This window comes from Saccharothrix sp. NRRL B-16348 (genome assembly GCF_001280085.1).
Taxonomy (GTDB): domain Bacteria; phylum Actinomycetota; class Actinomycetes; order Mycobacteriales; family Pseudonocardiaceae; genus Actinosynnema.
The window spans coordinates 160437-184022 of record NZ_LGED01000217.1 but is presented as its reverse complement, the minus strand read 5'-3'; the positions used below and the strand labels follow the sequence as shown (position 1 = coordinate 184022).

Annotated in this window: 26 protein-coding genes and 1 pseudogene; 14 read left to right on the top strand and 13 right to left on the bottom strand. The window is 72.4% G+C overall.

Annotated elements, in window-relative coordinates; translation table 11 throughout:
- Window positions 1-59: 59 nt before the first annotated feature.
- Complete coding sequence (locus ADK67_RS29895) at window positions 60-2069, bottom strand: hypothetical protein (RefSeq protein ID WP_053719859.1); 2010 nt, start codon at window positions 2067-2069, stop codon at window positions 60-62.
- A gap of 300 nt (window positions 2070-2369) precedes the next feature.
- Complete coding sequence (locus tag ADK67_RS29885) at window positions 2370-3464, bottom strand: WXG100 family type VII secretion target (RefSeq protein ID WP_053719857.1); 1095 nt, start codon at window positions 3462-3464, stop codon at window positions 2370-2372.
- Window positions 3465-3682: 218 nt separating this feature from the next.
- Between ADK67_RS29885 and ADK67_RS29880 the strand changes: the two genes are divergently transcribed.
- The gene (locus ADK67_RS29880; protein WP_053719856.1) at window positions 3683-4054 is read left to right on the top strand and encodes a helix-turn-helix domain-containing protein; all 372 of its coding nucleotides are present in this window, start codon (window positions 3683-3685) and stop codon (window positions 4052-4054) included.
- A gap of 10 nt (window positions 4055-4064) precedes the next feature.
- On the opposite strand, the gene ADK67_RS29875 is transcribed toward ADK67_RS29880, so the two are convergent.
- From ADK67_RS29875 to ADK67_RS29865, 3 genes are all read right to left on the bottom strand, one after another.
- Window positions 4065-4655, bottom strand: a complete 591-nt coding sequence (locus ADK67_RS29875; RefSeq protein ID WP_053719855.1) for a ClpP family protease — start codon at window positions 4653-4655, stop codon at window positions 4065-4067.
- Window positions 4652-5278: a ClpP family protease gene (locus ADK67_RS29870; RefSeq protein WP_053719895.1), complete on the bottom strand. Its 627-nt coding sequence runs from the start codon at window positions 5276-5278 to the stop codon at window positions 4652-4654. The genes ADK67_RS29875 and ADK67_RS29870 overlap by 4 nt, the downstream gene beginning before the upstream one ends.
- A gap of 80 nt (window positions 5279-5358) precedes the next feature.
- The gene (locus ADK67_RS29865) at window positions 5359-5892 is read right to left on the bottom strand and encodes an SUKH-4 family immunity protein (protein ID WP_197289675.1); all 534 of its coding nucleotides are present in this window, start codon (window positions 5890-5892) and stop codon (window positions 5359-5361) included.
- 191 nt (window positions 5893-6083) lie between these two features.
- Between ADK67_RS29865 and ADK67_RS29860 the strand changes: the two genes are divergently transcribed.
- A complete protein-coding gene (locus tag ADK67_RS29860) occupies window positions 6084-7040 on the top strand; it encodes a DUF1152 domain-containing protein (protein ID WP_053719853.1) in 957 nt (318 codons plus the stop codon).
- A 30-nt stretch (window positions 7041-7070) separates the two neighbouring features.
- Here the strand turns inward: ADK67_RS29860 and ADK67_RS29855 are convergent, their stop codons facing one another.
- On the bottom strand, window positions 7071-7487 hold the full coding sequence (locus ADK67_RS29855) for a universal stress protein (protein WP_053719852.1): 417 nt from the start codon (window positions 7485-7487) through the stop codon (window positions 7071-7073).
- A gap of 250 nt (window positions 7488-7737) precedes the next feature.
- Here ADK67_RS29855 and ADK67_RS29850 point away from each other — a divergent pair, with 250 nt between their 5' ends.
- The 7 genes and pseudogenes from ADK67_RS29850 (at window position 7738) to ADK67_RS29820 (ending at window position 13858) form a co-directional block, all read left to right on the top strand.
- On the top strand, window positions 7738-8460 hold the full coding sequence (locus ADK67_RS29850) for a response regulator transcription factor (protein WP_053719851.1): 723 nt from the start codon (window positions 7738-7740) through the stop codon (window positions 8458-8460).
- Window positions 8457-9725, top strand: coding sequence for a HAMP domain-containing sensor histidine kinase (locus tag ADK67_RS29845; RefSeq protein ID WP_053719850.1), 1269 nt, complete (start codon window positions 8457-8459; stop codon window positions 9723-9725). The genes ADK67_RS29850 and ADK67_RS29845 overlap by 4 nt, the downstream gene beginning before the upstream one ends.
- Window positions 9726-9826: 101 nt before the next feature.
- Window positions 9827-10408, top strand: a complete 582-nt coding sequence (locus ADK67_RS29840; protein ID WP_053719849.1) for a carbonic anhydrase — start codon at window positions 9827-9829, stop codon at window positions 10406-10408.
- Between the two features lie 27 nt (window positions 10409-10435).
- Window positions 10436-11965: a SulP family inorganic anion transporter gene (locus ADK67_RS29835; protein WP_053719848.1), complete on the top strand. Its 1530-nt coding sequence runs from the start codon at window positions 10436-10438 to the stop codon at window positions 11963-11965.
- 37 nt (window positions 11966-12002) lie between these two features.
- Window positions 12003-12395 (top strand): annotated as a pseudogene (locus ADK67_RS29830) (helix-turn-helix domain-containing protein); the annotation flags it as partial.
- Window positions 12396-12503: 108 nt separating this feature from the next.
- On the top strand, window positions 12504-13103 hold the full coding sequence (locus ADK67_RS29825; RefSeq protein WP_053719894.1) for an RNA polymerase sigma factor: 600 nt from the start codon (window positions 12504-12506) through the stop codon (window positions 13101-13103).
- Window positions 13100-13858 (top strand): hypothetical protein, encoded by a 759-nt coding sequence (locus ADK67_RS29820; RefSeq protein WP_053719847.1) that lies wholly within the window; start codon window positions 13100-13102, stop codon window positions 13856-13858. The genes ADK67_RS29825 and ADK67_RS29820 overlap by 4 nt, the downstream gene beginning before the upstream one ends.
- 163 nt (window positions 13859-14021) lie before the next feature.
- On the opposite strand, the gene ADK67_RS51355 is transcribed toward ADK67_RS29820, so the two are convergent.
- A complete protein-coding gene (locus tag ADK67_RS51355) occupies window positions 14022-14165 on the bottom strand; it encodes a hypothetical protein (RefSeq protein WP_157620930.1) in 144 nt (47 codons plus the stop codon).
- Between the two features lie 188 nt (window positions 14166-14353).
- Complete coding sequence (locus tag ADK67_RS29815; protein WP_197289674.1) at window positions 14354-15214, bottom strand: LacI family DNA-binding transcriptional regulator; 861 nt, start codon at window positions 15212-15214, stop codon at window positions 14354-14356.
- A 208-nt stretch (window positions 15215-15422) separates the two neighbouring features.
- Here ADK67_RS29815 and ADK67_RS29810 point away from each other — a divergent pair, with 208 nt between their 5' ends.
- Window positions 15423-15698 (top strand): hypothetical protein, encoded by a 276-nt coding sequence (locus ADK67_RS29810; protein WP_157620929.1) that lies wholly within the window; start codon window positions 15423-15425, stop codon window positions 15696-15698.
- 139 nt (window positions 15699-15837) lie between these two features.
- On the opposite strand, the gene ADK67_RS29805 is transcribed toward ADK67_RS29810, so the two are convergent.
- Window positions 15838-17337, bottom strand: a complete 1500-nt coding sequence (locus tag ADK67_RS29805) for an IMP dehydrogenase (protein ID WP_053719844.1) — start codon at window positions 17335-17337, stop codon at window positions 15838-15840.
- Between the two features lie 232 nt (window positions 17338-17569).
- Here ADK67_RS29805 and ADK67_RS29800 point away from each other — a divergent pair, with 232 nt between their 5' ends.
- Complete coding sequence (locus tag ADK67_RS29800; protein ID WP_053719843.1) at window positions 17570-18442, top strand: hypothetical protein; 873 nt, start codon at window positions 17570-17572, stop codon at window positions 18440-18442.
- Between the two features lie 45 nt (window positions 18443-18487).
- On the opposite strand, the gene ADK67_RS29795 is transcribed toward ADK67_RS29800, so the two are convergent.
- The 4 genes from ADK67_RS29795 to ADK67_RS29780 all read right to left on the bottom strand — a co-directional run bounded on the left by ADK67_RS29795 (window position 18488) and on the right by ADK67_RS29780 (window position 21842).
- Window positions 18488-19597 carry a glycoside hydrolase family 53 protein gene (locus ADK67_RS29795; protein ID WP_053719842.1) on the bottom strand — a complete coding sequence of 370 codons (1110 nt, stop codon included), beginning with the start codon at window positions 19595-19597 and terminating at the stop codon, window positions 18488-18490.
- A gap of 163 nt (window positions 19598-19760) precedes the next feature.
- Window positions 19761-20108, bottom strand: coding sequence for a nuclear transport factor 2 family protein (locus tag ADK67_RS29790; protein ID WP_053719841.1), 348 nt, complete (start codon window positions 20106-20108; stop codon window positions 19761-19763).
- 1 nt (window position 20109) lies between these two features.
- Window positions 20110-20820, bottom strand: coding sequence for an SDR family NAD(P)-dependent oxidoreductase (locus tag ADK67_RS29785; RefSeq protein ID WP_053719840.1), 711 nt, complete (start codon window positions 20818-20820; stop codon window positions 20110-20112).
- Between the two features lie 98 nt (window positions 20821-20918).
- Window positions 20919-21842, bottom strand: coding sequence for a LysR family transcriptional regulator (locus tag ADK67_RS29780; protein ID WP_053719839.1), 924 nt, complete (start codon window positions 21840-21842; stop codon window positions 20919-20921).
- A 104-nt stretch (window positions 21843-21946) separates the two neighbouring features.
- Here ADK67_RS29780 and ADK67_RS29775 point away from each other — a divergent pair, with 104 nt between their 5' ends.
- The 3 genes from ADK67_RS29775 to ADK67_RS29765 are packed head-to-tail and all read left to right on the top strand — an operon-like array spanning window position 21947 to window position 23581.
- Entirely contained in the window at window positions 21947-22345 is a 399-nt protein-coding gene (locus tag ADK67_RS29775) for a hypothetical protein (RefSeq protein ID WP_053719838.1), read from the top strand.
- A gap of 39 nt (window positions 22346-22384) precedes the next feature.
- On the top strand, window positions 22385-23221 hold the full coding sequence (locus ADK67_RS29770) for a helix-turn-helix domain-containing protein (protein ID WP_053719837.1): 837 nt from the start codon (window positions 22385-22387) through the stop codon (window positions 23219-23221).
- Window positions 23222-23269: 48 nt separating this feature from the next.
- A complete protein-coding gene (locus ADK67_RS29765; protein WP_053719836.1) occupies window positions 23270-23581 on the top strand; it encodes an antibiotic biosynthesis monooxygenase family protein in 312 nt (103 codons plus the stop codon).
- Window positions 23582-23586: the final 5 nt, after the last annotated feature.

Sequence of the window (23586 nt, the reverse complement as noted above, 5' to 3'; positions counted from 1 at the left end):
GAGAAGCGGGCGCGGGATGGGGGTGCTCCCGCGCCCGCGGGATCAGGAGGTCTGCGGGATCAGGCGGTCTTCGGGTGGATCTGGGTCTCCTTGCCGGTGAGGGCGTCGATCGCGAAGACCCGTTCGACCCTCGGATTGGCTTGGAGCGTCGGGAAGTCCGTCAGCTCCACCGGGTCGCCCTCGGCGCGGTTGGGGCCGACGAGGACGAAGACGTCGCCGTTGGCGCTGCGCGCCGGGCTGGCCGCGACGGTGTCCGACACCTGCCGCTCCGACTGCTCGTGCGGTCCGGTCGGCTCGGTGCGGCTGTCCAGGTTGGTCATGAACTCGGCGAGGTCCATGAGGGAGTGCCGCTGACCCTCGGCGTCGATGGTGTCGCCCGCCCAGAAGAAGGAACCTTCGCCCTTGGTGGCGATGATGTCGCGGATCTTCTCCTGCCAGCGCTCGCCCTCCTCCGCCGGGAGGTCGCGCAGGTCGAGGCAGGGCTTGTCGTCCACCGAGGTGATGGGGAACCCGTGCTGGTCGCGCTCGGTCCGGCCGTCGTCCTCGCCACCGTCACCCGCGCCGCCTCCACCGCCGCCGTGCTCGCCGCCTTCGCGGTCACGGCCTTCGCGGTCGCTGGCCTCGCGGTCACGACCCTCACGGTCGCGGGTCTCGCGATCGCCACCCTTGTGGTCGCCGTCTTCGCGGTCGCGGCCGGGGCGTTCGTTGTCGGGTAGGGGCGGCGCGGTGGGCTTGGACGCGTCGTCGCTCGGCGAGCCACCAGACGTGCCCGTGCCGGCGGGCGTGCCGAGGTCCGGGATCGTCGGCTGCTTGAACAGGTCTTTCGGCACTTCCGGGATGGAAGGCATCGGCGGAGGGGTCATGCCGCCGGACGGCGTCGTCGCGCTCGGAGTCGACGGCGAGGACCCACCGGCCGAACCGCCGCCTGTGCCACTGCCCGTGCTTCCGCCGATGCCGCTGCCCGTGCCGAGGTCCGGGATGGTGGGCTGCTTGAACAGGTCTTTCGGGACCTCCGGGATGGGAGGCGTCGGCGGCGGTGTGGTGTTCGCGGAGGGGGTGGTGCCGCCGGCCGGGGTCTTCGTGCCGGACGCCGACTCGCCGCCGGTCGTGGGCGTGGTCTTGAGGGCGTCCGCGAGGCTCGCCCCGCCACCGCCACCGCCACCGGAGCCGGTGGGGACGGGCGGCGGGTCGGGGATCTCGGGGAAGTCGGGAATCGGCGCGGGAGTCGGTGTCGTGGCCTGCGGTGCCGGGGTGGATGTCCGGGCGGCGGCGGCCTTGGTCTCCTCCGCCGAGCCGCCACCGCCACCGGAGCCGCTTGGCGTGCCTGCCGGGGCCGGCGGCATCGTCGGGGATCCGCCGGACGGTGCCGGAATGCCCGGCATCGGGGGCATCTGACCGGTGGGAATCCCGCCCGGCTGGCCGGTCGGCGCGCCACCGCCCTGGCCCGAGGGGCCACCGGCTTGACCTGAGGGGACACCGGCCTGGCCCGCGGACGCGTCCGGGCCGGTGTAGTTGGAGGCTTGCGTGGTGCCGTTGGCGCCGGGGATGTCCTGCGTCGGCGTGACCGGCGGCTGGGAGGGGTTGCCTCCGCCTCCGCCACCGCCGGTGGAACCGCCCGGGATGTCCTGTGTCGGGGTGACCGGCGGACCCTGGGTCGTCGGGGTGCCGTTGGGGCCGCCCGCCGGTGCGCCCTGAGGCGCGTCGGCGATCGCGGCGGGGTCGACCATGGCGAACTGCTCGACGCTGGCGCGGTCGGCTTCCAGGTGCGTCTGCGCGGTGGCCTTCAGCCCGTCGCCGACGAGTCCCAACGTCGAGGCGGCCTTGCCCGCCAGCTCGACCGACCTGCGGGTCGAGGCGTTGAACGCCTCCGCGGCGAACGTGCCGGCGGTGCCGAACGCGTTGCCCGCCAGGGTCTGGCCGGACAGCGCCGACGAGACCTCCTGGTAGCCGGTGCGCAGGTCGTCGGCCTGGTGCTGGAGCGTGTCCATCGCGGACTCGTCCATCGTGAAGCCGGAGCCGCCGCCGGGAGGGGGCGTGCTGATCGTGGTGGGTGTCAGGTTGGTGACCATGGCGTTGCCTCCGCGGAACGCAGGGAGTGGCAGGACGGGGGAGCTTCTCGACCGGGCGATCAGGGACCGCCCGCGCCTACTCGGTCTCCTCGACCCTGCGGACCGTCGACTCGCGGAGGGGCGCCTCCGCATAGGTCGCTCGCACCACCGATTCGGCCTGCACGTGGGTAGCTCGCATCACCGGTTGTTCTTGGACGACGTGCGCCTGGAGTGGTTCGGTCGCGCGTACGGCGCGCATCATCGGTTCGGCCTGGACGGCGTGCTGCGCCTGGAGTGGCTCCGTTGCGCGGACCGCACGCATCATCGGTTCGGCTGCGACGGCGTGCTGTGCTTGGAGTGGTTCGCACGCATCATCGGTTCGGCTGCGACGGCGTGCTGTGCTTGGAGTGGTTCGGTTGCGCGGACGGCGCGCATCATCGGTTCCGCTTGGACGGCGTGCTGTGCCTGGACCGTCTCCTCCATCCGCGCGTAGCGGACCGGCTCGTCGGGCAGCCGGCCGGTGAGCCGCTCGGCCGCCACGAAGCCCGTGGGCCGCAGCGCTTCCGACTCCTCGGCGGCCACCAAGCGGCCCCGCTCCGTGGGGCGCAACGCCTGTGCGGTCGGTTGCCCCGCGACCTCGCCCTCGCGCAGAATCCGCTTGGACGCCATGCGGGCCGTCGCGGTGGCCGTCTCCCCGCCCGCCGCGGCCTCGAACCGCTCCCAGCCCCGGCCGACCTCGTCGGAGATGTCGTCGAGCTGCTTGACCCGGTCGACCTGGCGGGTCAGCGCCGCGTTGAGGTCGTCCATCTTGGCCGCGATGCTCGTGCCGAGCTGGGTCGCGCTGTCCACCACGGAGCCCAGGAACATCGCGATGGACGCGCCGAACGTGATCGGGGCGAACACGTAGGCGGTGATCGCGCCCGGCACCAGCGAGTCGGAGTACTGGCCGAGGGTGTGCAGCAACGCCTCGCGCAGCGCCTGCACCATCGCGCCGCTGTTCTCGATGACGACGCCCTTCACGGCCACCGCGCCGGCCAGCGAGTCCAACTCCTCACCGAGGGTGTCCATGCTGGTCTGGTAGGCCTCCTGCGCGCTGCCGGTCCACCCCTGCGGCTTGGCCAGCGTGTCGCGCTGCGTCGCGGCCAGCTCGCGCATCCGCTCGGCGGTGGAGCGGATCGCGTCCACGGTGGCCTGCACGCTCTGCGGGTCGCCCTCCAGCTGGTCGATCGGCTCACGCAGGAACGTCACGTAGTCGACCGCCCAACCCGCCACGCCCTGCAGGCTCGCGAACGGGTCGGCGGGGAACTGGCCACCGGTCGGCCTGCCCACCACGGAGGCGGGCTCGGCCTCCGCCTCCTTGCCGATCGCCTCGATCCGCTGGTCGACGTCGGCCCTGCCTGCGGTTCGCCTGAGCATGGTACGCGTGGGGGCCACCGCGGCGGTGCCTGTTGTCATGAGCCGGACCTTCCTCGAAACGCTGGGGTTCGAGCCGTGACGGATCTTCGGGGGTGACTCCGGCAGTCAAGTGACGGCCGCCAACGTCGCGCCAACGTTGTGCTAACGATCAACGCCCGCCGTGTCCGCCGGGAGCGGAACCGCTGCCCTGAGCGCCGGACCTGCGTCACGATGGCGTCATGGCGGACATCCTCCCTTTCCACCAGAAGCGCACGCCGGATCGCGAACCGGAACCGCTGTGGCGTGACGTGCTCGGCCGGAGCCTGCGGGCGGCACGGGAGGAGCGGGGCAGCCGCCTCGTCGACATCGCGGAGCGGGCGGGCATCTCGCCCCAGTACCTCTCGGAGATCGAACGCGGCCGCAAGGAGCCCTCCAGCGAGATGATCGCCGCCGTCACCGGGGCGCTCGGCGTCGACCTGGTCGACCTGCTCGCCGACATCGCGGGCGACGTCCGCCGTCGCCGCGGCACGAGCCCGGTGGTCGGGCAGCGCCGCGGCACGGGCCCCGCGGTCGGGCGACGCCCGGCAGGACCCGTGCTCATGGCCGCCTGAGACCGCGTGCTCAGGCCCGGTGCTCGAGGACCCGGTCCGCGAGCCCGTAGGCGACGGCGTCCGCCGCGTCGAACACCCGGTCGCGGTCGGTGTCGTGCCGCAGTTCCGCGACCTCGCGGCCGGTGTGCAGCGAGAGGATCGCTTCGAGCTGCGCGCGCACCCGCACCACCTCGTCGGCCTGCAGGATGAGGTCCGGGATGGCGCCGCGGCCCTGCGCGGCGGGCTGGTGCAGCACCACCCTGGTGTGGGGCAGCACGAAGCGGTGCCCGGCGGCGCCCGCGGCCAGCAGCACCGCGCCGGTCGCGACGGCCTGGCCGACGCACGTCGTCGACACCGGCGCCTTGATGTAGCGGATGGTGTCGTACAGCGCGAGCATCGCGGACGGGTCGCCGCCCTCGTTGTTGATGTACAGGTTGATCTCGCGGTCCGGGTTGTCCGCTTCCAGGTACAGCAACTGGGCGATCAGCGCGTTGGCCACGCCGGAGTCGATCGCGGTGCCGAGGTAGACGATCCGCTCGGACAGCAGGTGCGAGTAGACGTCCATGATCCGCTCGCCGCCCAGGCCGCGGGTGATGACGTTGGGGATGGTGTACGTGCTCATGCGCGGATCCCTGCCCTCGAACCGAGCCCCAGCTCGTGCGTGCGGACGGGCACGACCTGGTCGAGGCGCTCGACGACCTGGTCGATGAAGCCGTAGTCGAGCGCCTGCGCGGTGGTGAACCAGCGGTCGTGCAGGGAGTCGGTGAAGATCCGGTCGATCGGCTGGCCGGTGTCCTCGGCGATGAGCCCGAGCACGGTGTCGCGGGTGTGCCGCAGGTCGTCCGCCTGCACCTGCACCTCGACGGCCGATCCGCCGATCCCCGCCGAGCCCTGGTGCATCAGGATGCGGGCGTGGGGGAGGGCGAAGCGCTTGCCCGGCGTGCCCGCGGAGAGCAGGAACTGCCCCGCGCTGCACGCCAGTCCCAACGCGAGCGTGGCCACGTCGCACGGCACGAGCCGCATCACGTCGCGGATCGCGAGCATCGCCGGCACCGAGCCGCCCGGCGAGTGGATCCACAGCGCGATGTCCTTCACGGGGTCGTCCGCGGCGAGGGAGAGGAGCTGGGTGGCCAGCACCGTCCCGTTGTCGTCGTCGAGCGGACCGTCGAGGACCAGCACGCGTTGGCTGAAGAACCGGTCCCGGAGTCGGTGGTCGAACAAGGGTTGCCTGCTGTTGTCGGTCATGCTCCCGACCATGCCGACGTGGCGGTGCGGTCCGCCGGGTTCGCTGCTGTGGGCAGATCAGCCCTCGGCAGTCGGCGACGTCAGTACAGCCACCGGTCCAGGGTCGCCGGCCAGAAGTGCGTGCGGTGATCGCCGACGTCGCCGTGCGCGGGCGGGTCGAGGTGGGTGATCCGGTCCGCCAGGGCGGCCAGCTCGGCGAGTGCCAGTTCCTCCATCGCCTCGTCCTCGTCCCAGTGCCGGATCGCCGTCGAACCGGCCAGCCAGGCGCCGACCAGGTGGAGCGAGCACAGCCAGTGGTCGATCGAGGAGTTGACCAGCCTCGTGCCGTCCGCCTCGGTCAGCTCCAGCACCCGCCCGGTGTCCGGTTCGGCGGCGTAGGTCGAGCCCGACGCGTGTCCCGCGAGGCGGTACAGAGCCGGTTCCGCCCTGAACGACACGACGTCGACGACGTCTTCGAGCAACGGCACGCCGGACGAGACCAGCGTCGCCTTCTGCGGTGCGGGGAGTCGCCAGGCGGCCACCTCCGACTCGGCGGCGCGAACGACCCGTCCCGCTCCGGCCCAGGCTTCGAGCGCGGTGAAGTCCGGCGGAGTCGGAAGATCACTTGCGGTCACGCCCGCCGAGGCTAGCCCAAGCCCGGCGCGGCCTTGCCCGATGACTACCGGACTTGTGGACTCGCGGTGGCGCGGGATCACGGCGCTTGAGGACTCGCCCGGCACGTGCGAAGTCACCGGGGCTTGCGGACTTGCCTTGGCCGTGCGGAATTCACCCCCGGCCCGCGGGGTGCCCTGCCTATGATCACCGGGTGTTCTCCTTGGCCGAGCCCCCGCTGTTCAGCCGGTTGAAGTCCGCGTCGAGCGTGCTGGTCGCGGGTGCGGGCGGTGGGTTCGACGTGTACGCGGGGCTGCCGTTGGCGTTCTCGTTGCGCGCATTGGGTAAGCGGGTGCACCTGGCGAACCTCTCGTTCAGCCAGTTGGACCAGCTCGACCTCGAGGACTGGGTGGCGCCCGACGTGGCGGCGGTCCGGCCGGGCAGCGCGGGCAGCGACGACTACTTCCCCGAGCGCACCCTGGCCCGGTGGCTGGCCGGGCACGACCTGACGTCGGTCGTGCACGCCTTCCCGCGCACCGGGGTGCGGCCGTTGACGGCGGCCTACCGGACGTTGGTCGAACGGTTGGGCGTGGACGCGGTCGTGCTGGTCGACGGCGGCACGGACATCCTGATGCGCGGTGACGAGTCCGGCCTCGGCACGCCCGAGGAGGACATGACCAGCCTCGCCGCGGTCGCCGCGCTCGACGGCGTGGAGCGACTGGTGGTGTGCCTGGGTTTCGGCATCGACTCCTACCACGGTGTGTGCCACGCGCACGTGCTGGAGAACCTGGCCGCGCTGGACCGGGCCGGCGGTTACCTGGGCGCGCTGTCCATCCCGTCCGCGTCCGACGAGGCGCGGGCTTACCTGGACGCCGTCGCGCACGCCCAAGCCGCCACCCCGCTGCGGCCGAGCATCGTGAACGGGCAGATCGCGGCGGCGTTGCGCGGCGAGTTCGGCGACGTGCAGGTCACCACGCGCACCGCGGGCAGCGAGCTGTTCGTCAACCCGTTGATGGGCGTGTACTTCGCGGTCGACCTGCCCACGCTCGCCGCGTCCGTCGGCTACCCGGCCCGGATCCGGGACACCACGACCATGCTCGACGTGGCACTGGTGATCGAAGAGCACCGCGAAGAGGTCACGCGCCGGGCGCGGCGCACGTTCCCGCACTGAGGCCGCCGGCACGCCCCGAGGACCGCGCGGTCAGGCCGCTTGCTCCGTGCCGACCGGCACCACGACGACCGGGCACGTCGCGTGCTCCAGGCAGTGTCTGATCACCGACCCGAGGATCGTCATCCCTCCCCGGACGTACCCGTGGCGGCCGAGCACCAGGCTATCGGCTTCCTCGGCGAGTTCCACGAGCGTCGGGCCGGGTTCGCCGTCCAGCACCGACTGCTCGACGCGCACGCTCGGGATCGGCCCCATCCGCGTGACGGTGTCGTCCATCCGACGCAGCCGGACGGTGTGGAAGAGGTCCGTGCCGCCCGTGGGCGTGCGAATGCCGCACACCGACACCGCGACCACCACCCCGCCTTCCCGCGCGTGACGTACCGCCCACCTCAGAGCCGCGGCGCCGGCCGCCGAGTTGTCCAAGCCGACGACGATCCGACTGGCCTCCATCACGCCTCCTCGCAAACGATGCCTTTGCCCGAATAGTCGGACCGCGACTTGTTTGTCGTCAACCCATTACCGGCGATTTTTAAGGTTGTTTTAATAGAAAGAACAATCGGCGGAGGAACCCGAACGGAGCCAGTGCCGGCCAGGTCGTTCGACGGGTGTTCGACGGTGGTTTGCCCGATTCCGGTGTTTCCCGGCACGATGGGGCGCCGCATCGTGCCGCCGCCCCCGGAGCGAAGAGACGGAGAGGCCGATGAATTCGCGTCACGGCAGGTCGACGTTCGGATCCGCACCCTCGGCGCTGGTGGTGGAGGACGATCCGGACCTGTCGACCAGGCTGGTCCAGGCGCTGCGCGGTGCGGGCTACCGACCGCAGGGCGTGTTCACCGCGCTGGAAGCCCTGCGGGTCGTCGCCCACGACGAACCCGACATCGTGCTGCTCGACCTCGGCCTGCCCGACGTCGACGGCGCGGACGCCCTGCGCATGATGCGCGGCGCGAGCAACGTGCCCGTCGTGATCGCGACCGCGCGCCGTGACGAGCTGCGCGTGGTGCAGTTGCTCAACGCCGGTGCGGACGACTACCTGGTCAAGCCGTTCTCGGTGCCGCTGCTGGTCGCCCGGATGGGCGCGGTGCTGCGGCGCGTGCGCGGATCGGGCGACCCCGGGCCGCGCGTCGTCTCCGTCGGGGCGCTGCGGATCGACCTCGGGCTGCGGCAGGTGCACGTCGACGGCAGACCGGTGGCGCTCAACCGCAAGGAGTTCGACGTCCTGAAGTACCTGGCCGAGCACCGCGACCGGGTGGTGCCGCGCGCGGAACTGGTCGCCGCCGTGTGGGGCCGGGACCACTCCGGCCGCGAGCAGAGCGTCGACGTCCACGTGTCGTGGCTGCGGCGCAAGCTCGGCGAGAGCGCCGCCGCCCCGCGCCACCTGGTGACCGTGCGCGGCGTCGGGTTCCGCCTGGTCGACCACGCATGAGACGGTCCCTGGTGCTCGTGGCGCTGGCGTGCGCGTCCGCCATCCTGGTCGCGGTCCTCGTGCCGCTGGCCGTCGTCACGCGGGAGGTCGCACGCCGCACGGCTCTCGCCGACGCCGAGCGTTCCGTGACGGCCGTGGTCGGCGTCATCGCGAGCGCCGACGGGCGGAGCGCCCTGGCACGGGGGTTGGCCGAGGTCGTCGCGGTCTCCGGGCACGCGGTGTCGGTGCACACGCCCGACGGGCCGGTGGGTTTCCCGCAGGCGCGCCCACCGCAGGCCGACGCCGCGCGGAACGGGCCGCTCGTGGAACCCGCGGCGGACGGCGTCGTGCTGCTCCGACCGGTGCGGCTGGGCGAGGAGACGTTCGTGGCGGAGGTGTTCCTGCCCGACGAACGGCTGGAGCGCGGTGTGGGCCGGGCGTGGGCCGTGCTGGCCGCGGTCGTCGTCATCATGGTCACGGGTGCGGTGGTGATGGTGGACCGGCTCGCGGTCGGGCTCGTCGGCTCGGTGCGGCGCCTCGCGACCGCGGCACACCGCTTCGGGCAGGGTGACCTGGTGGAGCGCATCGAACCGACCGGCCCTCCGGAGCTGGTCGACGTCGCGCTCACGTTCAACCGCATGGCCCAGCGCATCACCGCGCTGCTCGCCGCCGAGCGGTCCCGTGCCGCGGACCTGTCGCACCGGCTCCGCACTCCGCTGACGGCGTTGCGGATCGACGCGGAGAAGCTCCGCGGCCCCGACGCCGACCGGGTGCTGCGCGCGGCCCGCCACCTCGACGCGGAACTCGACCGGATGATCCGCGACGCCTCCCGCCCCGCCGCACCCGCGGCCGACGGCACGTCGTGCGACCTCGTGGCCGTGGTCGTCGAACGGACCGCGTTCTGGGCGCCGTTGGCGGAGGACGAGGAACGGCGGTGCTCGGTCCACTGCCCGGCCGACCCGGTGCCGGTGCCGGTGCCGGCCGAGCGCGAGGACGTCGCCGCCGTGGTGGACCTCCTCATCGGCAACGTGTTCCGGCACACCCCGCCGGGCACGGCGTTCAAGGTGACCGTGCACGCGGACGGGCACCGGGTGACGCTCGTCGTGGACGACGCGGGGCCGGGCTTCCCCGACCCGTCGGCCGCGGCACGGCCGTCGAGCGGCTCCACCGGGCTGGGCCTGGACATCGCGCGGCGGGTCGTCGAGGCCACCGGGGGAGTGCTGCGCCTGCGCCGGTCGCCGCTGGGCGGCGCCCAGGTCGTGCTGGCGTTCGCCCGCGCGTCTTAAAACGACCGTAAAACGGCCCGATATCCGCCTTCTCCGTATTCCCGCGGTCACGGTCGGCGGCCATCGTCGGAATCACCCTCCCGACGAAAGGCGGCGCAGACGTGATCGACATCGACGTCACCACGTTCCAACGCACCTGGGGTGGTCGCCTCGCGGCGTTCGCCCAGGGTCAGTGGCCCACCGTGCTGTTCGTGTCCTGTTCGGACTCGCGGGTGGTGCCGAACCTCATCACCGGCGCCGGACCCGGCGAGCTGTTCGAGTACCGCACCGCGGGCAACGTCATCGCCCCTTACACGACGGACCAACCGTGTTCGGCGAGCGCGACCGTCGAGTACGCGGTGGAGGTGCTGGGCGTGCGCGACATCGTCGTCTGCGGCCACTCCTACTGCGGTGCGGTGGGCGCGGCCGTGCGCGGCGACGACCTCACACTCGTCCCCGCCGTGCGCCAGTGGTTGCACGGCAACGTCATCGGTCGGGACTCGGTGTCGGACGAGGAAGCGAACGACCCGGCGTTGACCGGCGCGGTGACCCGCCACCTGGCCACCCAGTTGGCGAACCTGAACGCCTACCCGGAGGTGAGCCGCCGAGTCGCGGACGGGCGCCTCCGCGTGCACGGGTGGTTCTACGAGGTGGACACGGGCGAGGTCAGGCAGCTGCGCGATGGCTCCCTGGTCCAGCTCTGAACCGCCACCACGTCCCGGAGACCCACCATGGCCCTCAAGATTCCCGTCGAACCGTCCAAACCCCAGCCGGCCGACCTCGTAGGGCGCTACCGGTCGGACGTGCTGGCCTCGCTCGTCGTGTTCCTCGTCGCCCTGCCGCTGTGCATCGGCATCGCGGTGGCCTCCGGGGTCGCCCCCGAGGCCGCGATCATCACCGCCATCGTCGGCGGGCTCGTGACCGGCGTGATGCCGGGCAGCTCGCTCCAGGTCAGCGGACCGGCGGCCGGGCTCGCGGTGCTCGTGTTCGACGCCGTGCAGACCCACGGGACCGCGACCCTCGGCATGATCGTGCTCGGCTCGGGCGTGCTGCAGATCCTCATGGGACTGGCCCGGGTCGGGAAGTGGTTCCAGGCCATGGCGTCGTCGGTGGTCGCGGGGATGCTGGCGGGCATCGGCCTGCTGATCCTCCTCGGCCAGGCCTACGTGCTCGCCGACCGCCAGGCGCCGGGCGACGCGGTGCACAACCTCATCGGCCTTCCCGCGCTGCTGCAAGGGGTCTCCGGCGATCCGGCCGCACGCGGCGCGTTGCTGCTCGGGGTCTGCGGGCTGGTCGTGATCGCGTTCTGGGGACGCGCGCCGAAGGCGCTGCGCGTGGTGCCGGGCCCGCTCGCCGCGGTGCTGGTGGTGGCGGCGCTGGCCGCGATCTTCCACGCCGACGTGCGCATGCTCTCCGTCGGCGCACTGCTCGACGCGGTGCACCTGCCGACCGCCGAGTCGGCCGGCGCGTTGACCTCGCCCGCCGTGCTCGGCACCGCGCTGGTCTTCGCGTTGATCGGGTCGGCGGAGGGCCTGTTCGGCGCGACGGCCGTCGACCGCATGCACAGCGGCCCGAAGACCCAGTACAACAAGGAACTCATCGCCCAGGGCACGGGCAACGTCGTCTCCGGCTTCCTCGGCGGGATCCCGCTCACCGCCGTGGTCGTGCGCAGCGCGGCCAACGTCCACGCGGGCGCGCGCACCAAGCTGTCCCGGGTGCTGCACGGCGTGTGGATCCTGGCGTTCGCCGTGCTCGCGCCCGGTGTACTGCGACTGGTGCCGGTCACGGTGCTCGCGGCGATCCTGGTGTTCAGCGGCTGGAAGCTGATCGACCCGCGCCAGGTGCCGCGGCTGTGGCGGCACGACCGGGGCGAGGCCGCGGTGCTGATCGTCACGACGTGCGCGATCCTCGCCACGGACCTGTTGGAAGGCGTGGTCATCGGCCTGGTCGCGGCGCTGTTCAAGCTGGCGTGGCAGCTGTCGCGGCTGACCGCGGCCCGCCGGGTCGGGCCCGGTGGCGGTGTCGAGCTGGTGTTCGGCGGCAGCGCGACGTTCCTGACCGTGCCGAAGCTCCAGACCGCGCTCGACGGCGTGCGCGGCGACGTGGTCCACCTGGACCTGACCTCCCTGGCCCACCTCGACCGGACCTGCCACGGCGTGGTGGACGACTGGGCACGGCAGCGTGGGAAGGAGGGTGCGAAGGTCACGACCGCACTGCCGCCGGGAGCACGTGAGCACCTGCGAGGCGATGGCGCTCATTGAGCCATTTTCATCGTGATGTCGCAGGTCACGGCGCAGGCTGGACGGCTGGGCCGACCACACCCGCGTTCGCTTGGGCGACCTGATCCGCGCCGAGCGCGTGCGACGTCGGTCCCGGTGGCGGCGGCTGGAGCCCGGCCGCCAGGCGTTGCTCGTGCTCGCGCACCTGCGCAACGGCGACACCCGCGCCCGCCTTGCCGTCGGGTTCGGCATCTCCTGCAGCACCGCCTGGCGCTACGTCCGTGAAGCGGTGGACCTGCTCGCCGCCCTGGCCGACGACCTCCACGCCGCCGGTTAACGCGCCGCCCGCCTCGCCTACGCGATCCTGGACGGCACCCCGGTCCCGATCGACCGGGTCGCCGACCAGAAGCCGTACTACTCCGGCAAGCACCATCGCCACCGCGTCAACGTGCCCCCGCCCGCTGAACCGTCATCGGTTGCGGCGGCAGCGGTAGGTCTCACGTCGCCCGAGCGGTCGGGGGACACGGTTCGGTGCTGGATGATGCAACGCCGGGTGCGGGATCGGTCACCTCATCATGTGATGACAAGTTCGAGACGAGGTCGGGGGGCGGTGCCGGTGACCGACGCGGACGGCCGTTCCGATGCCGAGTTGTGGATACTCGCGGCGGCCGGTGACCGGGACGCGTTCGGGGCGCTGTTCGAACGGCATGTCGCTGCCGTGTGGAACCACGCCTACCGGTTGACGGCGTCCTGGGCGAAGGCCGAGGACCTCACGTCCAGCACCTTCCTGCTGGCCTGGCGCAAATGTCCGGAGCTGCGCCTGGTGCGCGACAGCGCACTGCCGTGGCTGTTCGCGGTGGCCGGGAACCTGGCCAGGACCGAGTTCCGCAGCTCGACGCGGTTCCTGCGGGCCGTGCGGCGGCTGCCCGGTGACGGTGCCGAGGCCGATCACGCGGACGCGGTGGCGAGCCGGGTCGACGACGGTCGCCGAATGCCCCGGCTGCTCGACGCCGTCCGTGAACTGCCGAAGGCTGAACGGCAGGCGGTGGAGTTGTGCCTGCTCGGCGAGTTGTCCACGACCGACGCCGCGGCGCTGCTCGGGGTCGCCGAGCCGAGTGTCCGGTCCCGCCTTTCCCGCGCCCGATCGCGGCTGCGCACGTTGTTGGAGGAGACATCATGAACGACCTCGACCTGCCACCTCGTGCTCCGCTTCCCGTCGAGGTCCGGGACCGGATCCGCACCACGGTGGTTGCCGGGATGGCCGAGTCACCGCGGCCCAGTCGGAACCGGTGGTACGTGCCACTGGCGGCCGCGGCCGGCGTCGTCGCACTGGCCGTCGCCGCGGTGGTCGTGGTGACCCCGACCGGGGACGACCGGGCCGCCACACCGCCGCCGAGCGCAACGCCCTCCGACATCGACAAGTTCGTCGACGGCTGCGTCGCGCACGCCAACCGCGCATACCCCGCGGGTGAGCAGCCCTGGACAGCCGCGGCCTTCGCCGCGGAAGGCGGGGTGGGCGCGTTGACGATTCGCAACCAGGACCAGTCCGTGGTGTGCGAGGGCGTCCCCGGCCCGAACGGTGCCCTGAAAGTGGGACCTCTGATCCGCATGGGTCAGATCGAGCCATCGGACGTGCCAGACCTGTGGCTGATTCCCTTCTCGAACACTGGCATGCAGCCGCCCGTCTACCCGCTGATCCTCGGCGGGGTGGTGTCCGGACAAGCGAGCGGCATGACCCTGACCCTCAGCGACGGGAGCTCCGTCGAGGCTGATGTCACGGACGAGACCGCGATGGCCCTGGTTCGGTGGAACCGCCACTCCACGACGGAATTGTGGGAGAAGGGGTCGTCGAACGAGGTGATGAAGGAGCTGATCGTCTCCGTCCGGGTCGTCGACGCGGACGGCGTCGTGCTCTACGAGGGTCCGCCCGCCTAGATCAGCACCAGTGGAACCCGGACCCGGCTCACGTTCGGGTTCGGGTTCCTACTGTGCGGACGTACAGCGCGGCGGCCAACGCTCCGCACACCTCGCGCGGACCAGCGCGCCCTCCTTCTCCCCGCCGAAGGCGTAGACACGAAAGTCAAGTTGCTCAACCCTTTCATCGTGGTTGGCGGCGGGTCTCGCGGCCGGGCTCCGGTCGACGCCACCGGGACCGACGTCGCACGCGCTCGGCGCGGATCAGGTCGCCCAGGCGGACGCGGGTGTGGTCGGACAGCGGAATCGCGACAGGGTAGGACAGCACGGCGAGGCTCCCTGTCGGGGCATCGGATCTTGGTCGACTGCTGTCTTACCCGGAGCCTCGCCCTTCCCGTACCCAGCCGTCCAGCCTGCGCCATGACCTGCGACATCACGATGAAATGGCTCAATGAGCGCCGCTCACCCGGCAACCCGCGGGGCGCGCCTGGACACGGTGCGCCCCGCGGGCGCGCGTCAGGCCGGTCGGCGGGCCGGTGCGGTGGTGCCCCGGGACTCCAGGTGCGGCACGACCAGGCGGTCGCGGGTGTGGCCGCTCAGCACGGCCGCGGCGGCGGCGCGGCCCAGGGTGGCCGGTGGCGCCGACACCGCGGTCACTGGGCGGGACCGCGGGATGCCCAGGGCGATCACCGAGACGTCGTGCGGCACGCGCAGGCCGCGCCGGTCCAGGTCGGCCAGCGCGACGTCCAGCGCCGCGCCGTCGGCCGCCACCACCGCGGTGGGCCGTTCCCCGCTTTCGAAGGCCCGCGCCAGGTCCGACGGCTCGGCGCACGGGTGCACGACCCCGCCACGCCTGCCCAGCACCTCGGTGACGGTGCGGTGGAAGTCGTCCGGCGGCGTGCGGTGGACGAGGGCCACGGTGCGGTGCCCCAGGTTCGCCAGGTGTCGCGCGCAGCCCGCGCCCGCCGCGACCCGGTCCACGTCCACGCGGCACAGGTGCGGCGTCCCGTCCCCCGGCCCGACCCGGACCACCGGGACGTCGCCGGCCGGCGACGGCGCGGGGGAGACCGCCACCACCGCGCCCACGTGCCGCGGCCTAGTCCCGAGGCAGATCAGCACGTCCGTGCCGCGCTCCCGGCCGATCGCCATGACGCCCGCCAGGAACCCGCCCGCCCAGGTCTCGTCCAGGCCCGCAGGCAGCGCCACCCCCAGCACGCGGGTGCGCCGCAGCCGGCCCGCCCGGTAGCCCAGCGCCTCCATGCTCCGCTCGACCCGTGCCCGCGTGGGCTCGGAGATCGGCCGCTTGCCGCTGAGCGCGTAGGAGACGGTGCTGACGGCCACCCCGGCGTGCCTGGCGACGTCGACGAGCGTGACCACGACGGCCCTCCTCGATCCCGGGCCGTCCCGGTTCACGATGGTGAACAAAAGCTGCCGGCCTGACAATTCCTCGAATGGAGGCGTCGCCTCACGACATTAGCCCAAGTGGTCCGGCCGGCCCAACTACGGTGCGAATTCGATCAGGCCACTGCTACGGTGTGAAGTCCGGTGCGCCACGGGAATTCTCAGGTGGGAGGTGACCGCGTCGATGCGGTTCGTCTGGCTCTGGGCCGTCGTCACGTGCCTGGCCGTCACCGTGTCCCTGGCCGGTCTGTCGTCCCTGGTCGAAGCGGAGTCCGGTACCGCCCCGCTGGTCACGGTCGGCACCGCGGAAAACCCGCCGACCAGCGCGACGAGCAGCGCGACGACCACCGCGCCGACGCCGGTGACGACTGCTCCGATCGCCGATCCGCCGCCGGATCCTCCGCCGCTTCCCCGCGGCGGCGGCCGGGCCGGCGGAGGTGATGACGATGACGACGACTGAGCCTCGTCGAATCCGGGCGCGACCGCCCCGCCGGCAAATGTGACTGTTATTCGCGCGGCGCGGGCGGGCGTCCGGGAGGGTGAATATTTCTGATTTCAACCACTATTCCGGACGCCCGCCCTTGGCTCCCGCCGTCGACTCAGCCCAGGGTGGTGTCGGCGTTGTCGCGCACGGCGACCGCGGCGGCGTTCTCCTGGTAGCTCTGCTCCGACACCAGCGTCACGCGCGCGGTGGACTGGAAGACCGGGATGGTCGCCGCGCCGCAGGACGCCATCGTGGCCTTGATCTTGGCCACGGTCAGCGCGAGGGCATCGCCGAGGTCGCCCACGTACGGCACGTAGCCGTCGACGCCCTCCTCGAAGTGCAGCTTGTCCTCGCCCTGGTCGTAGCGCTGCCAGTTGCGGGCCCGGCTGGAGCCCTCGCCCCAGTACTCCTTGAACACCGACCCGCCGATGCGCACCTTCTTGCCCGGCGACTGGTCGAACCGCGCGAAGTAGCGGCCCATCATCACGAAGTCCGCGCCCATCGCCAGGGCCAGGGCCATGTGGTAGTCGTGCAGCAGACCGCCGTCGGAGCAGATCGGCACGTACTCGCCGGTGCGCCGCGCGTAGGCGTCACGTGCCTCGGCGACGTCCATGACCGCGCTGGCCTGGCCGCGGCCGATGCCCTTCTGGTCGCGGGTGATGCAGATCGAGCCGCCGCCGATGCCCACCTTGACGAAGTCCGCGCCCGCGTCGGCCAGGAACCGGAACGCCTCGCCGTCCACGACGTTGCCGCCGCCGATCGGCACCTCCGGGAACTCGCGCTTGACCCACCGCAGCGCCTCGGCCTGCCAGTCGCTGTAACCGTCCGACGAGTCCAGGCACAGCACGTCCACGCCGGCGGCGACCAGCGCGGGCACGCGGTCGCGGTAGTCGTGCGTGTTCACGCCCGCGCCGACCCGGAACCGCTTGGCCGCGTCCACCACCGCGCCGGGGAACTGCTTGTGGTCGGCGTAGTCCGAGCGGAACACCAGGTGCTGCAGGTGCCCCGCGCCGTCCACGACCGGCAGGCAGTCGATGCGCTCCTCCCACAGCAGCGTGTTGGCCTCGGAGAGGGTGATGCCCTCCTTGCCGCAGGTGAGGGCGTCCGCGGTGCGCATCCGGTCGGCGACCGGGAGGTCGAGGTCGTGCCGGTCGGAGTGGAAGTCGCGGGACGTGACCAGACCCACGAACCGGCCGTGCGGCGTGCCGTCCTCGGTGACGGCCGCGGTCTTGTGGCCGGTGGCCTCCATCAGGCCGGCGAGGTGCCGGAGCGGGTCGGTCGGGCGGACCGTCGTGTCGCTGACCACGAAGCCCGCCTTGAAGTTCTTCACGAACCGCACCGCGTCCGCCTGGTGCTCGACGGACTGGTTGTGGTGCAGGAAGCTCAAGCCACCCGATCGGGCCAGGGCCACCGCCAACCGCGGCGAGCTGACCGCCTGCATGATCGCCGACGTGAACGGCACGGACAGCCGGATCGTCGACGATCCGCCGACGGCGTGCCGCACGAGGGGTGTGCCGAGGTCGACCTTCGCCGGTGTGCACTCCGCGGTGGTTCGGTTGGGCAGCAACAAGAACTCGTTGAACGTCCGCGACACTCCGGGCACGATCTCGACCACGGGCAGGCTCTCCGAATCGTTGTGCCGGGAATCCCCGGCTCCACCATGTGGTCGCAGCCTCCCACACCGTGACGGGCACGCCGTGTCGCGACAGCGCCGTCGGCCGCCTATGCTGGGCGGATCCCGCCGCGCCGTACCCGCCTGTCGTGCCGCGTGCACCACCACCCGCGACCCGGACCGGCCCTCTCGTTCCCCTCACGGGGTACGCACCACTACCGAGGATCGAAAACACGTGACATTGCCCTACGGGTCCGACGACGACCACGCCGCCGACCGCTTCGTCAACAACGCGCTGCGCAGCCGTGACGACGAGACCTGGCGACTCCTGGCCTCCGACGCCTACGTCGAGCAGACCGACCGGGTGCTGCGGGCGATGCTCGACCGGATCGCGGCGACGCGCGTGCACCGCACGGCCGAGCGCGCCACCGCGCGGGCGCGGGCGCTCGACGGGGAGATCAGCCAGGCCGAGTACCAGCGTGACGCGGCCGAGGACGCCAACCGCGCCACGAAGACCGCCCACTTCGAGACGTTGGTGCGCGAGCACCACCGGCTGATCGCGGCCGCGGCGCGGCGGCTGCGCGGCGACGACGTCCGCGACGAGCTGACGGACCTCGTGCTCGCCCTGGGTTCGGCCGTCGACGCGCACCGGGCGGCCGTGCTCGCCGGCGGTGCCGAGCCGACCGCCGCCGACCGGGCGCTGTGGGCACGGCTGGCCGCGCTCGACGTGCCGGGCACGTCGGACGGCGAGGGGCGCACGTCGGTCGAGGAGCTGGTCCAGCGGCACTCGACGCGGCAGGACGACTTCGGGCGCGTGCTGGCCGGGATCATCCTGGACGTGGCGGGCGACGAGCCGTCGGTGCCGCGCGCCGCGCTGCTGACCGCGTGGAAGAGGGAGGTCGCGCCGATGCTGGCGGTCGAGCAGAAGACCGAGTTCGCGGCCAAGGGCAAGGGCTCGCTGGTGACCGAGAAGCTCCGCAAGACGATGGGCCACCTGGAGCGCAAGGGCCTGGTCAAGCGCTCCGGCACGCCGGACGAGCAGCGGCTCGACGTGCTCGACCGGCGTGGCCTGGAGGAACTGGCGGACGGGACCGCCGACCCGGAGTGATCGGGCCGGGGGACCGCCGGTGCGACGGTCCCCCGACCGGTCAGGTCACGGGGTCCAGCGGATCCCGGGGTTGAGCCGACCGCTCCAGTCGAAGGTCGCCATGTTGTCCCAGCCGTTGCCGCTGCCGTTGATGTCGGCCGGGTCCCAGCCGTTGCCGGGCACCGCGTACCAGGTGGGCTCCCAGTAGAAGACGCCGATGGCGCCCGCGTTGCGCGCGGTGTTCTGGACGTGGGTGAAGTTCTTCGCCTGGCCCGCCCACGTCAGCGGGTAGTCCGTGCAGCCGGACGTGATGGAGTTGCCGGTGCCGTCGGCGTTGCCGGTGGTGAAGGGATAGGCCGTCTCCGCGAGCACCACGTCCTTGCCGTAGCGGGACCGCACGTCGGAGATGACGTTGTAGAGGTTGGCGAGCGTGCCGTGCCACATGCAGTAGTACGACAGCGCCGTGATGTCCCACGCCACGCCCTTGGCCCTGATGCCGTCGTAGAACCAGCGGGCGTGGTCGAGGCTGTCGGCGTTCGCCGTGTGGATCATGACCTTGGTGCCGCTGTTGCACGCCTTCGTGGCGTTGTAGCCGGCCTTCAGCAGCAGGCTGAGGTTGGTGAAGTCGTTGTTGACGACCTTGCCCTCGTTCCAGAGCATGCCGACGTTGATCTCGTTGCCGATCTGCACGCTGTCCGGCGTGGTGCCCTGGGACTTGAGGCTGGTGCACACGTCGTGGGTGTAGTTGTAGACGTCGGTCTGCAACTGGCCGATGCCGTGCCCCGACCAGGCGGCCGGCTTGTACTGCTTGCCGGGGTCGGCCCACGTGTCGGAGTAGTGGAAGTCGACCAGCAGCTTGAGGCCCTTGGCCTTGACGGTCTTGGCGTAGGCCAGCACCTTCGCCTTGTTGTTGTAGCCGCTGCGCGGGTTGTTCCAGACGCGCAGGCGGACGTAGTTGACGCCCGCGCCCTTGAGGATGTCGAGCGGATCCCGCGCGACGCCGGCCGCGTCGTAGTACTTCGCGCCGAGGTCCAGGGCGCGTTGCGCGGTCGAGACGTCGGCTCCGAGCATGCTCAGCGACCCTGCCGCGGAGACGGCCGGGGTGAGCGTGGCCAGCGGGAGCACGGCGGTCGCCAGAGCGAGGGCGGCCTTGGCCGCCCGGGTGGGTCCGGACATCCGATCTCCTTTGATCGAGGGTGCGGTGCGGCGGCGGGCTGTGCACGTGCACAACATGAAAGCGCAGATCGGTGACCAGCTCAAGCCTTCTCGAATCTGTCCGGCTGGGAACGTGCACAGCGCACGGCCCGCTCGCGTGGGCGGGCGGGCCGTGCCGGTTGCCTCAGGCGGGCTTGGCCACCTGGTAGTGGGTGATCAGACCGTTCCGCACGACCACGCCGAGGTGCACCCGCAGCGTGGGCCGGTCGACGAACGAGAAGTCCACTTCGAGGTAGCCGAGCACCAGGTCGTCGGCGAGGTCGCGGGTCTCGAGGACCCGGTACTCCGCCGTCAGCCCGAGCGGCTGGGAGGCGTAGTACTCGGCCACCGCCGCGCGGCCGACGCCGTACGGGCGCAGACCTTGGAAGATCGCGTCCTCGGTGAAGTTCGCGGCCACGCGTTCGGGCTCGTGCGCGTCCACGGCGTCCTTCCACCGGTCCATGACGTCCCGCAGGACTTCGTCGGCGGTCATGTCAGTGTCCCGCGCTCTGGCCGCCGTCGACGTGCAGCACCTCGCCGGTGACGAAACCGGCCTGTTCCAGGAAGGTGATCGCGTCGACGACCTCGTCGATCTCGCCGAGGCGGCCGACGGGGTGCAGCGCGGCGAGGAAGTCGTGCGTCTCCGGCGCGTGCATGGGCGTGCGGATGACGCCGAGCGCGACGGCGTTGACCCGGATGCCCCTGGTCGCGTACTCGATCGCGAGCGACTTGGTGACGGCGGTCAGACCGCCCTTGGTCAGCGCCGCCAGCGCCGCCGGCACCCGGGACAGCGCGTGGTCGACCAGGCTGGTGGACAGGTTGACCACGTGGCCGGCCGTGCCCTGCGCCAGCATCGCCGCCACCGCGCTGCGGGTGATCTCGAAGAACCCCCGCAGGTTGGTGCCCGCGACGGTGGCGAAGTCCTCGTCGGTGTAGTCGGTGAACGGCTTGGCGACGAACACGCCCGCGTTGTTCACCAGCGTGTCGACCCGGCCGAACCGCGCCAGTGCCTCCTCGACGACGCGGGCGCCGTCGCCCGGCTGCGACAGGTCGGCTCGCACGGTCAGCACCTCGGGGTCGTCCGACGGGTCGATCGACCGGGATGTCGCCACGACGGCGTGGCCGAGCTTGCGGTAGGCGGGCACGAGGGCCGCGCCGATGCCCTGGGACGCGCCGGTGATGATCGCGACGTGCTGCGTGTTCATGTCGGAGACCCGCTTTCAGGAGTGGGGTGGACCTGCTCCCTGATCGTGCGCGCGGGCGGTTTTCCTTGCCACGACTTGTTTTCTCCCTCGTGAGAGGCTCAGCCTCCCAGCGCCCGGTGCGGGTCGTCCGCGGGCAGCCACACGCCTTCCCGGTGCAGGCCGAGGTCGCCCACGTCACGCGTGACCGCCTCGGCGACGGCCGTCACGGCGGCGCGGACTTCGTCGTCGCGGTGGACGAGCGACCACGTCCACATCACCTCCGGCGCGATCACCGGCCGGTGGACCAGGTCCGGCGGCAGCGGCGTGGTCTGGCCCTTGGGCGAGTTGAGCACCGGAGTGGTGCACGCCCGCACGTGGTCGAAGAACGCCGGACCCGTGATCGCGCCGTTGTGGATGCGCACCACGCGGGCGCCGGTGTCCCGGGCGAACTCCTCGGCGAACTCGTTCCAGGACGACCACGACGTGACGTCGTCGTCCACGAGCACCGCGATGTCCGCGGCCCGCACCGGACCGCTGTCCGAGCCGGTCGACACGGCGTAGAGCCGGTCCGCGCCGAGCAGCCGCGCGGTCAGCCCGTGGCGGGCGAGGTCGGCGGTCCGCACCCAGCACACGGCCAGGTCGAGGCTGCCGTCGGCGACCCGCGCCGCCTGCGCGTGCGACGGCACGACCCACGTGTCCACGTAGAGCTGCGCGACCCCGGCCGTGCGCGCGCCCAGGTCCGGTGGCAGCCAGTTGACGTAGCCGAGGCGCACCGGCTCGGCGCCGGACAGCTGCCGCGCCCGGCGACGCAGCTCGTCGGCCCGGTCGAGCAGCGCACGTGCCTCGGGGAGCAGCGCGGCGCCGGTCGCGGTGAGCGCGACCGTACGGCGGTCACGGGCGAACAGGGGCACGCCCAGGTCGCGTTCGAGCGCCTTGATCTGCTGCGACAGCGACGGTCCCGCGATCAGCAACCGGGCCGCCGCGCGGCCGAAGTGCAGTTCCTCGGCGACCGCGACGAAGTACCGGAGCTGCCGTAGTTCCACGAGACCGCATCCTAGGAGCCGGACGGCTCGCACGAGAGCCGGCGCGCTCCGGAACCGTCGCGTTCCGGACCGCTCGGGGGATCGGGTGTGGGTAGGGTCCGGCCATGGTGCCGGTACTGCTCGTGGTGGGCGCGTTGGGGATGCCGGTGACCGGGCTGCTCGTCCGGCCGGACGTGCGCGGGGCGCGGCACGGCAACGAGATGTTCGTCGAGCTCGGCCGGTTCGGCTGGTACGGCTACCTGGTGCTGTCCGTCGTCGCGCTGGCGGTCGGGCTGGTCGGCGTCCGGTCCGGCACGCCACGCGGACGCGGGCTCGGCGTCGGTGCGACCACCGCCCTGCTGACCCTCACCGTCGTGTTCGGGACGATCCACGTGTTCGTCGTCGCGAACGGCATGTTCCACGGCCACGGCAAACCGTGGGCCACCGTGGTGGCCGCGCTCGCCGGGCTGGCCGCCGTGACCGCGCTGGGCTTCGCCCGGGTGCGCCTGCGGCGTGCCGGCTGAGCCCGCACGCGGCGGGCGAACCCGCCTACGCTCGGCGGTATGGCGCGCACGACACGGCGGCTGGCCGCGGGGAGCGGCTTCGCCGTCGACGACCTGCTGATCCTCGAACGCACCCCGGCGTGGTCGTCGCCGGAGGCGGTGCCCGACCTCCGGTTGGTCTTCGTGCGGCGCGGGACGTTCCGGGTGCGGTCGCCGGGCTGGGAAGGACTCGTGGACCCGCTCGTGGCCTACGTCCGGCCTTCCGGCGTGGAGCAGCGCATCGCCCACCGGCCCGACACCGAGGACGCGTGCACGGTGATCAGCCTCGACGGGCCGCCGGCCGCCGACGTGCTGCCGGCCGCGCCGTCGACCGGGCCGCTGGCCACGAGCCCGGCGGTCGACCTCGCGCACCGCACGCTGCTCGCCCGTGCCCGGCACGGCGCCGACGAGTTCGAACTGGCCGACCGCGTGCTGACCCTGGCGGATGGGCTGCTCGCGCACCGGGAACACCCTCGCGGCGGGTCCCCGGCACACCGGCGGCTGGCCGACGCGGCCCGCGAACGGCTGACCGCCGACCCGGCCGGGCCGACGTTCGGTGTCCTCGCCGCCGAACTGGGTGTGTCCCGCCCGCACCTGTCCCGCGTGTTCCGCGCCGTCACGGGCACGAGCCTCACCGCGTTCCGCACCAGGGTCCGGGTGCGCGCCGCGCTGGACGCCATCGACTCGGGCCAGGCGAACCTGGCCCACCTGGCCGCCGAACTCGGCTTCGCCGACCACGCCCACCTCACCCGCACCCTGCGCGCCGAGCTGGGCAGCCCGCCCAGCCGCGTCCGCGCCGTCCTGCGCGGCGGTGATCACCCACGTTCAAGCCCGCCGGGCGGATCGCGCGCAGTCTGACGTCGGCCCGACGACCCGTCGGTCCGACGACCAGGAGGAGATGACCGCGTGATCGCCCGACTCTGGAGCGCCCGGACGGCACACCGCCACAACGCCGACACCTACCAGGACCTGTTCCCCGTCGACGCCCTGGCGGCGGTGCCCGGTTTCCGCGGCGCCTACCTCCTGCGGCGCGACCACGACACCGGCGTCGAGTTCGTCGCCCTCACGCTGTTCGAGTCCCTGGCCGCGGTCCGCGGCTTCGCGGGCGACGCCTACCGCACGGCCAACGTCTCACCGGCCGCCCGCGAGGTGCTGGACGACGTGGACGCCCACGTCCGCCACTTCACCGTCGTCCTCGCACCGGACGGCACGCGCTGACGCCG

Bases quoted from the DNA above. Each gene is read 5' to 3' on its own strand.
- ADK67_RS29895 (WP_053719859.1), bottom strand. From the start codon at position 2,069: ATGGTCACCAACCTGACACCCACCACGATCAGCACGCCCCCTCCCGGC.
- ADK67_RS29885 (WP_053719857.1), bottom strand. From the start codon at position 3,464: ATGCTCAGGCGAACCGCAGGCAGGGCCGACGTCGACCAGCGGATCGAG.
- ADK67_RS29880 (WP_053719856.1), top strand. From the start codon at position 3,683: ATGGCGGACATCCTCCCTTTCCACCAGAAGCGCACGCCGGATCGCGAA.
- ADK67_RS29875 (WP_053719855.1), bottom strand. From the start codon at position 4,655: ATGAGCACGTACACCATCCCCAACGTCATCACCCGCGGCCTGGGCGGC.
- ADK67_RS29870 (WP_053719895.1), bottom strand. From the start codon at position 5,278: ATGACCGACAACAGCAGGCAACCCTTGTTCGACCACCGACTCCGGGAC.
- ADK67_RS29855 (WP_053719852.1), bottom strand. From the start codon at position 7,487: ATGGAGGCCAGTCGGATCGTCGTCGGCTTGGACAACTCGGCGGCCGGC.
- ADK67_RS29850 (WP_053719851.1), top strand. From the start codon at position 7,738: ATGAATTCGCGTCACGGCAGGTCGACGTTCGGATCCGCACCCTCGGCG.
- ADK67_RS29845 (WP_053719850.1), top strand. From the start codon at position 8,457: ATGAGACGGTCCCTGGTGCTCGTGGCGCTGGCGTGCGCGTCCGCCATC.
- ADK67_RS29835 (WP_053719848.1), top strand. From the start codon at position 10,436: ATGGCCCTCAAGATTCCCGTCGAACCGTCCAAACCCCAGCCGGCCGAC.
- ADK67_RS29825 (WP_053719894.1), top strand. From the start codon at position 12,504: ATGACAAGTTCGAGACGAGGTCGGGGGGCGGTGCCGGTGACCGACGCG.
- ADK67_RS29820 (WP_053719847.1), top strand. From the start codon at position 13,100: ATGAACGACCTCGACCTGCCACCTCGTGCTCCGCTTCCCGTCGAGGTC.
- ADK67_RS29810 (WP_157620929.1), top strand. From the start codon at position 15,423: ATGCGGTTCGTCTGGCTCTGGGCCGTCGTCACGTGCCTGGCCGTCACC.
- ADK67_RS29795 (WP_053719842.1), bottom strand. From the start codon at position 19,597: ATGTCCGGACCCACCCGGGCGGCCAAGGCCGCCCTCGCTCTGGCGACC.
- ADK67_RS29790 (WP_053719841.1), bottom strand. From the start codon at position 20,108: ATGACCGCCGACGAAGTCCTGCGGGACGTCATGGACCGGTGGAAGGAC.
- ADK67_RS29785 (WP_053719840.1), bottom strand. From the start codon at position 20,820: ATGAACACGCAGCACGTCGCGATCATCACCGGCGCGTCCCAGGGCATC.
- ADK67_RS29775 (WP_053719838.1), top strand. From the start codon at position 21,947: ATGGTGCCGGTACTGCTCGTGGTGGGCGCGTTGGGGATGCCGGTGACC.
- ADK67_RS29770 (WP_053719837.1), top strand. From the start codon at position 22,385: ATGGCGCGCACGACACGGCGGCTGGCCGCGGGGAGCGGCTTCGCCGTC.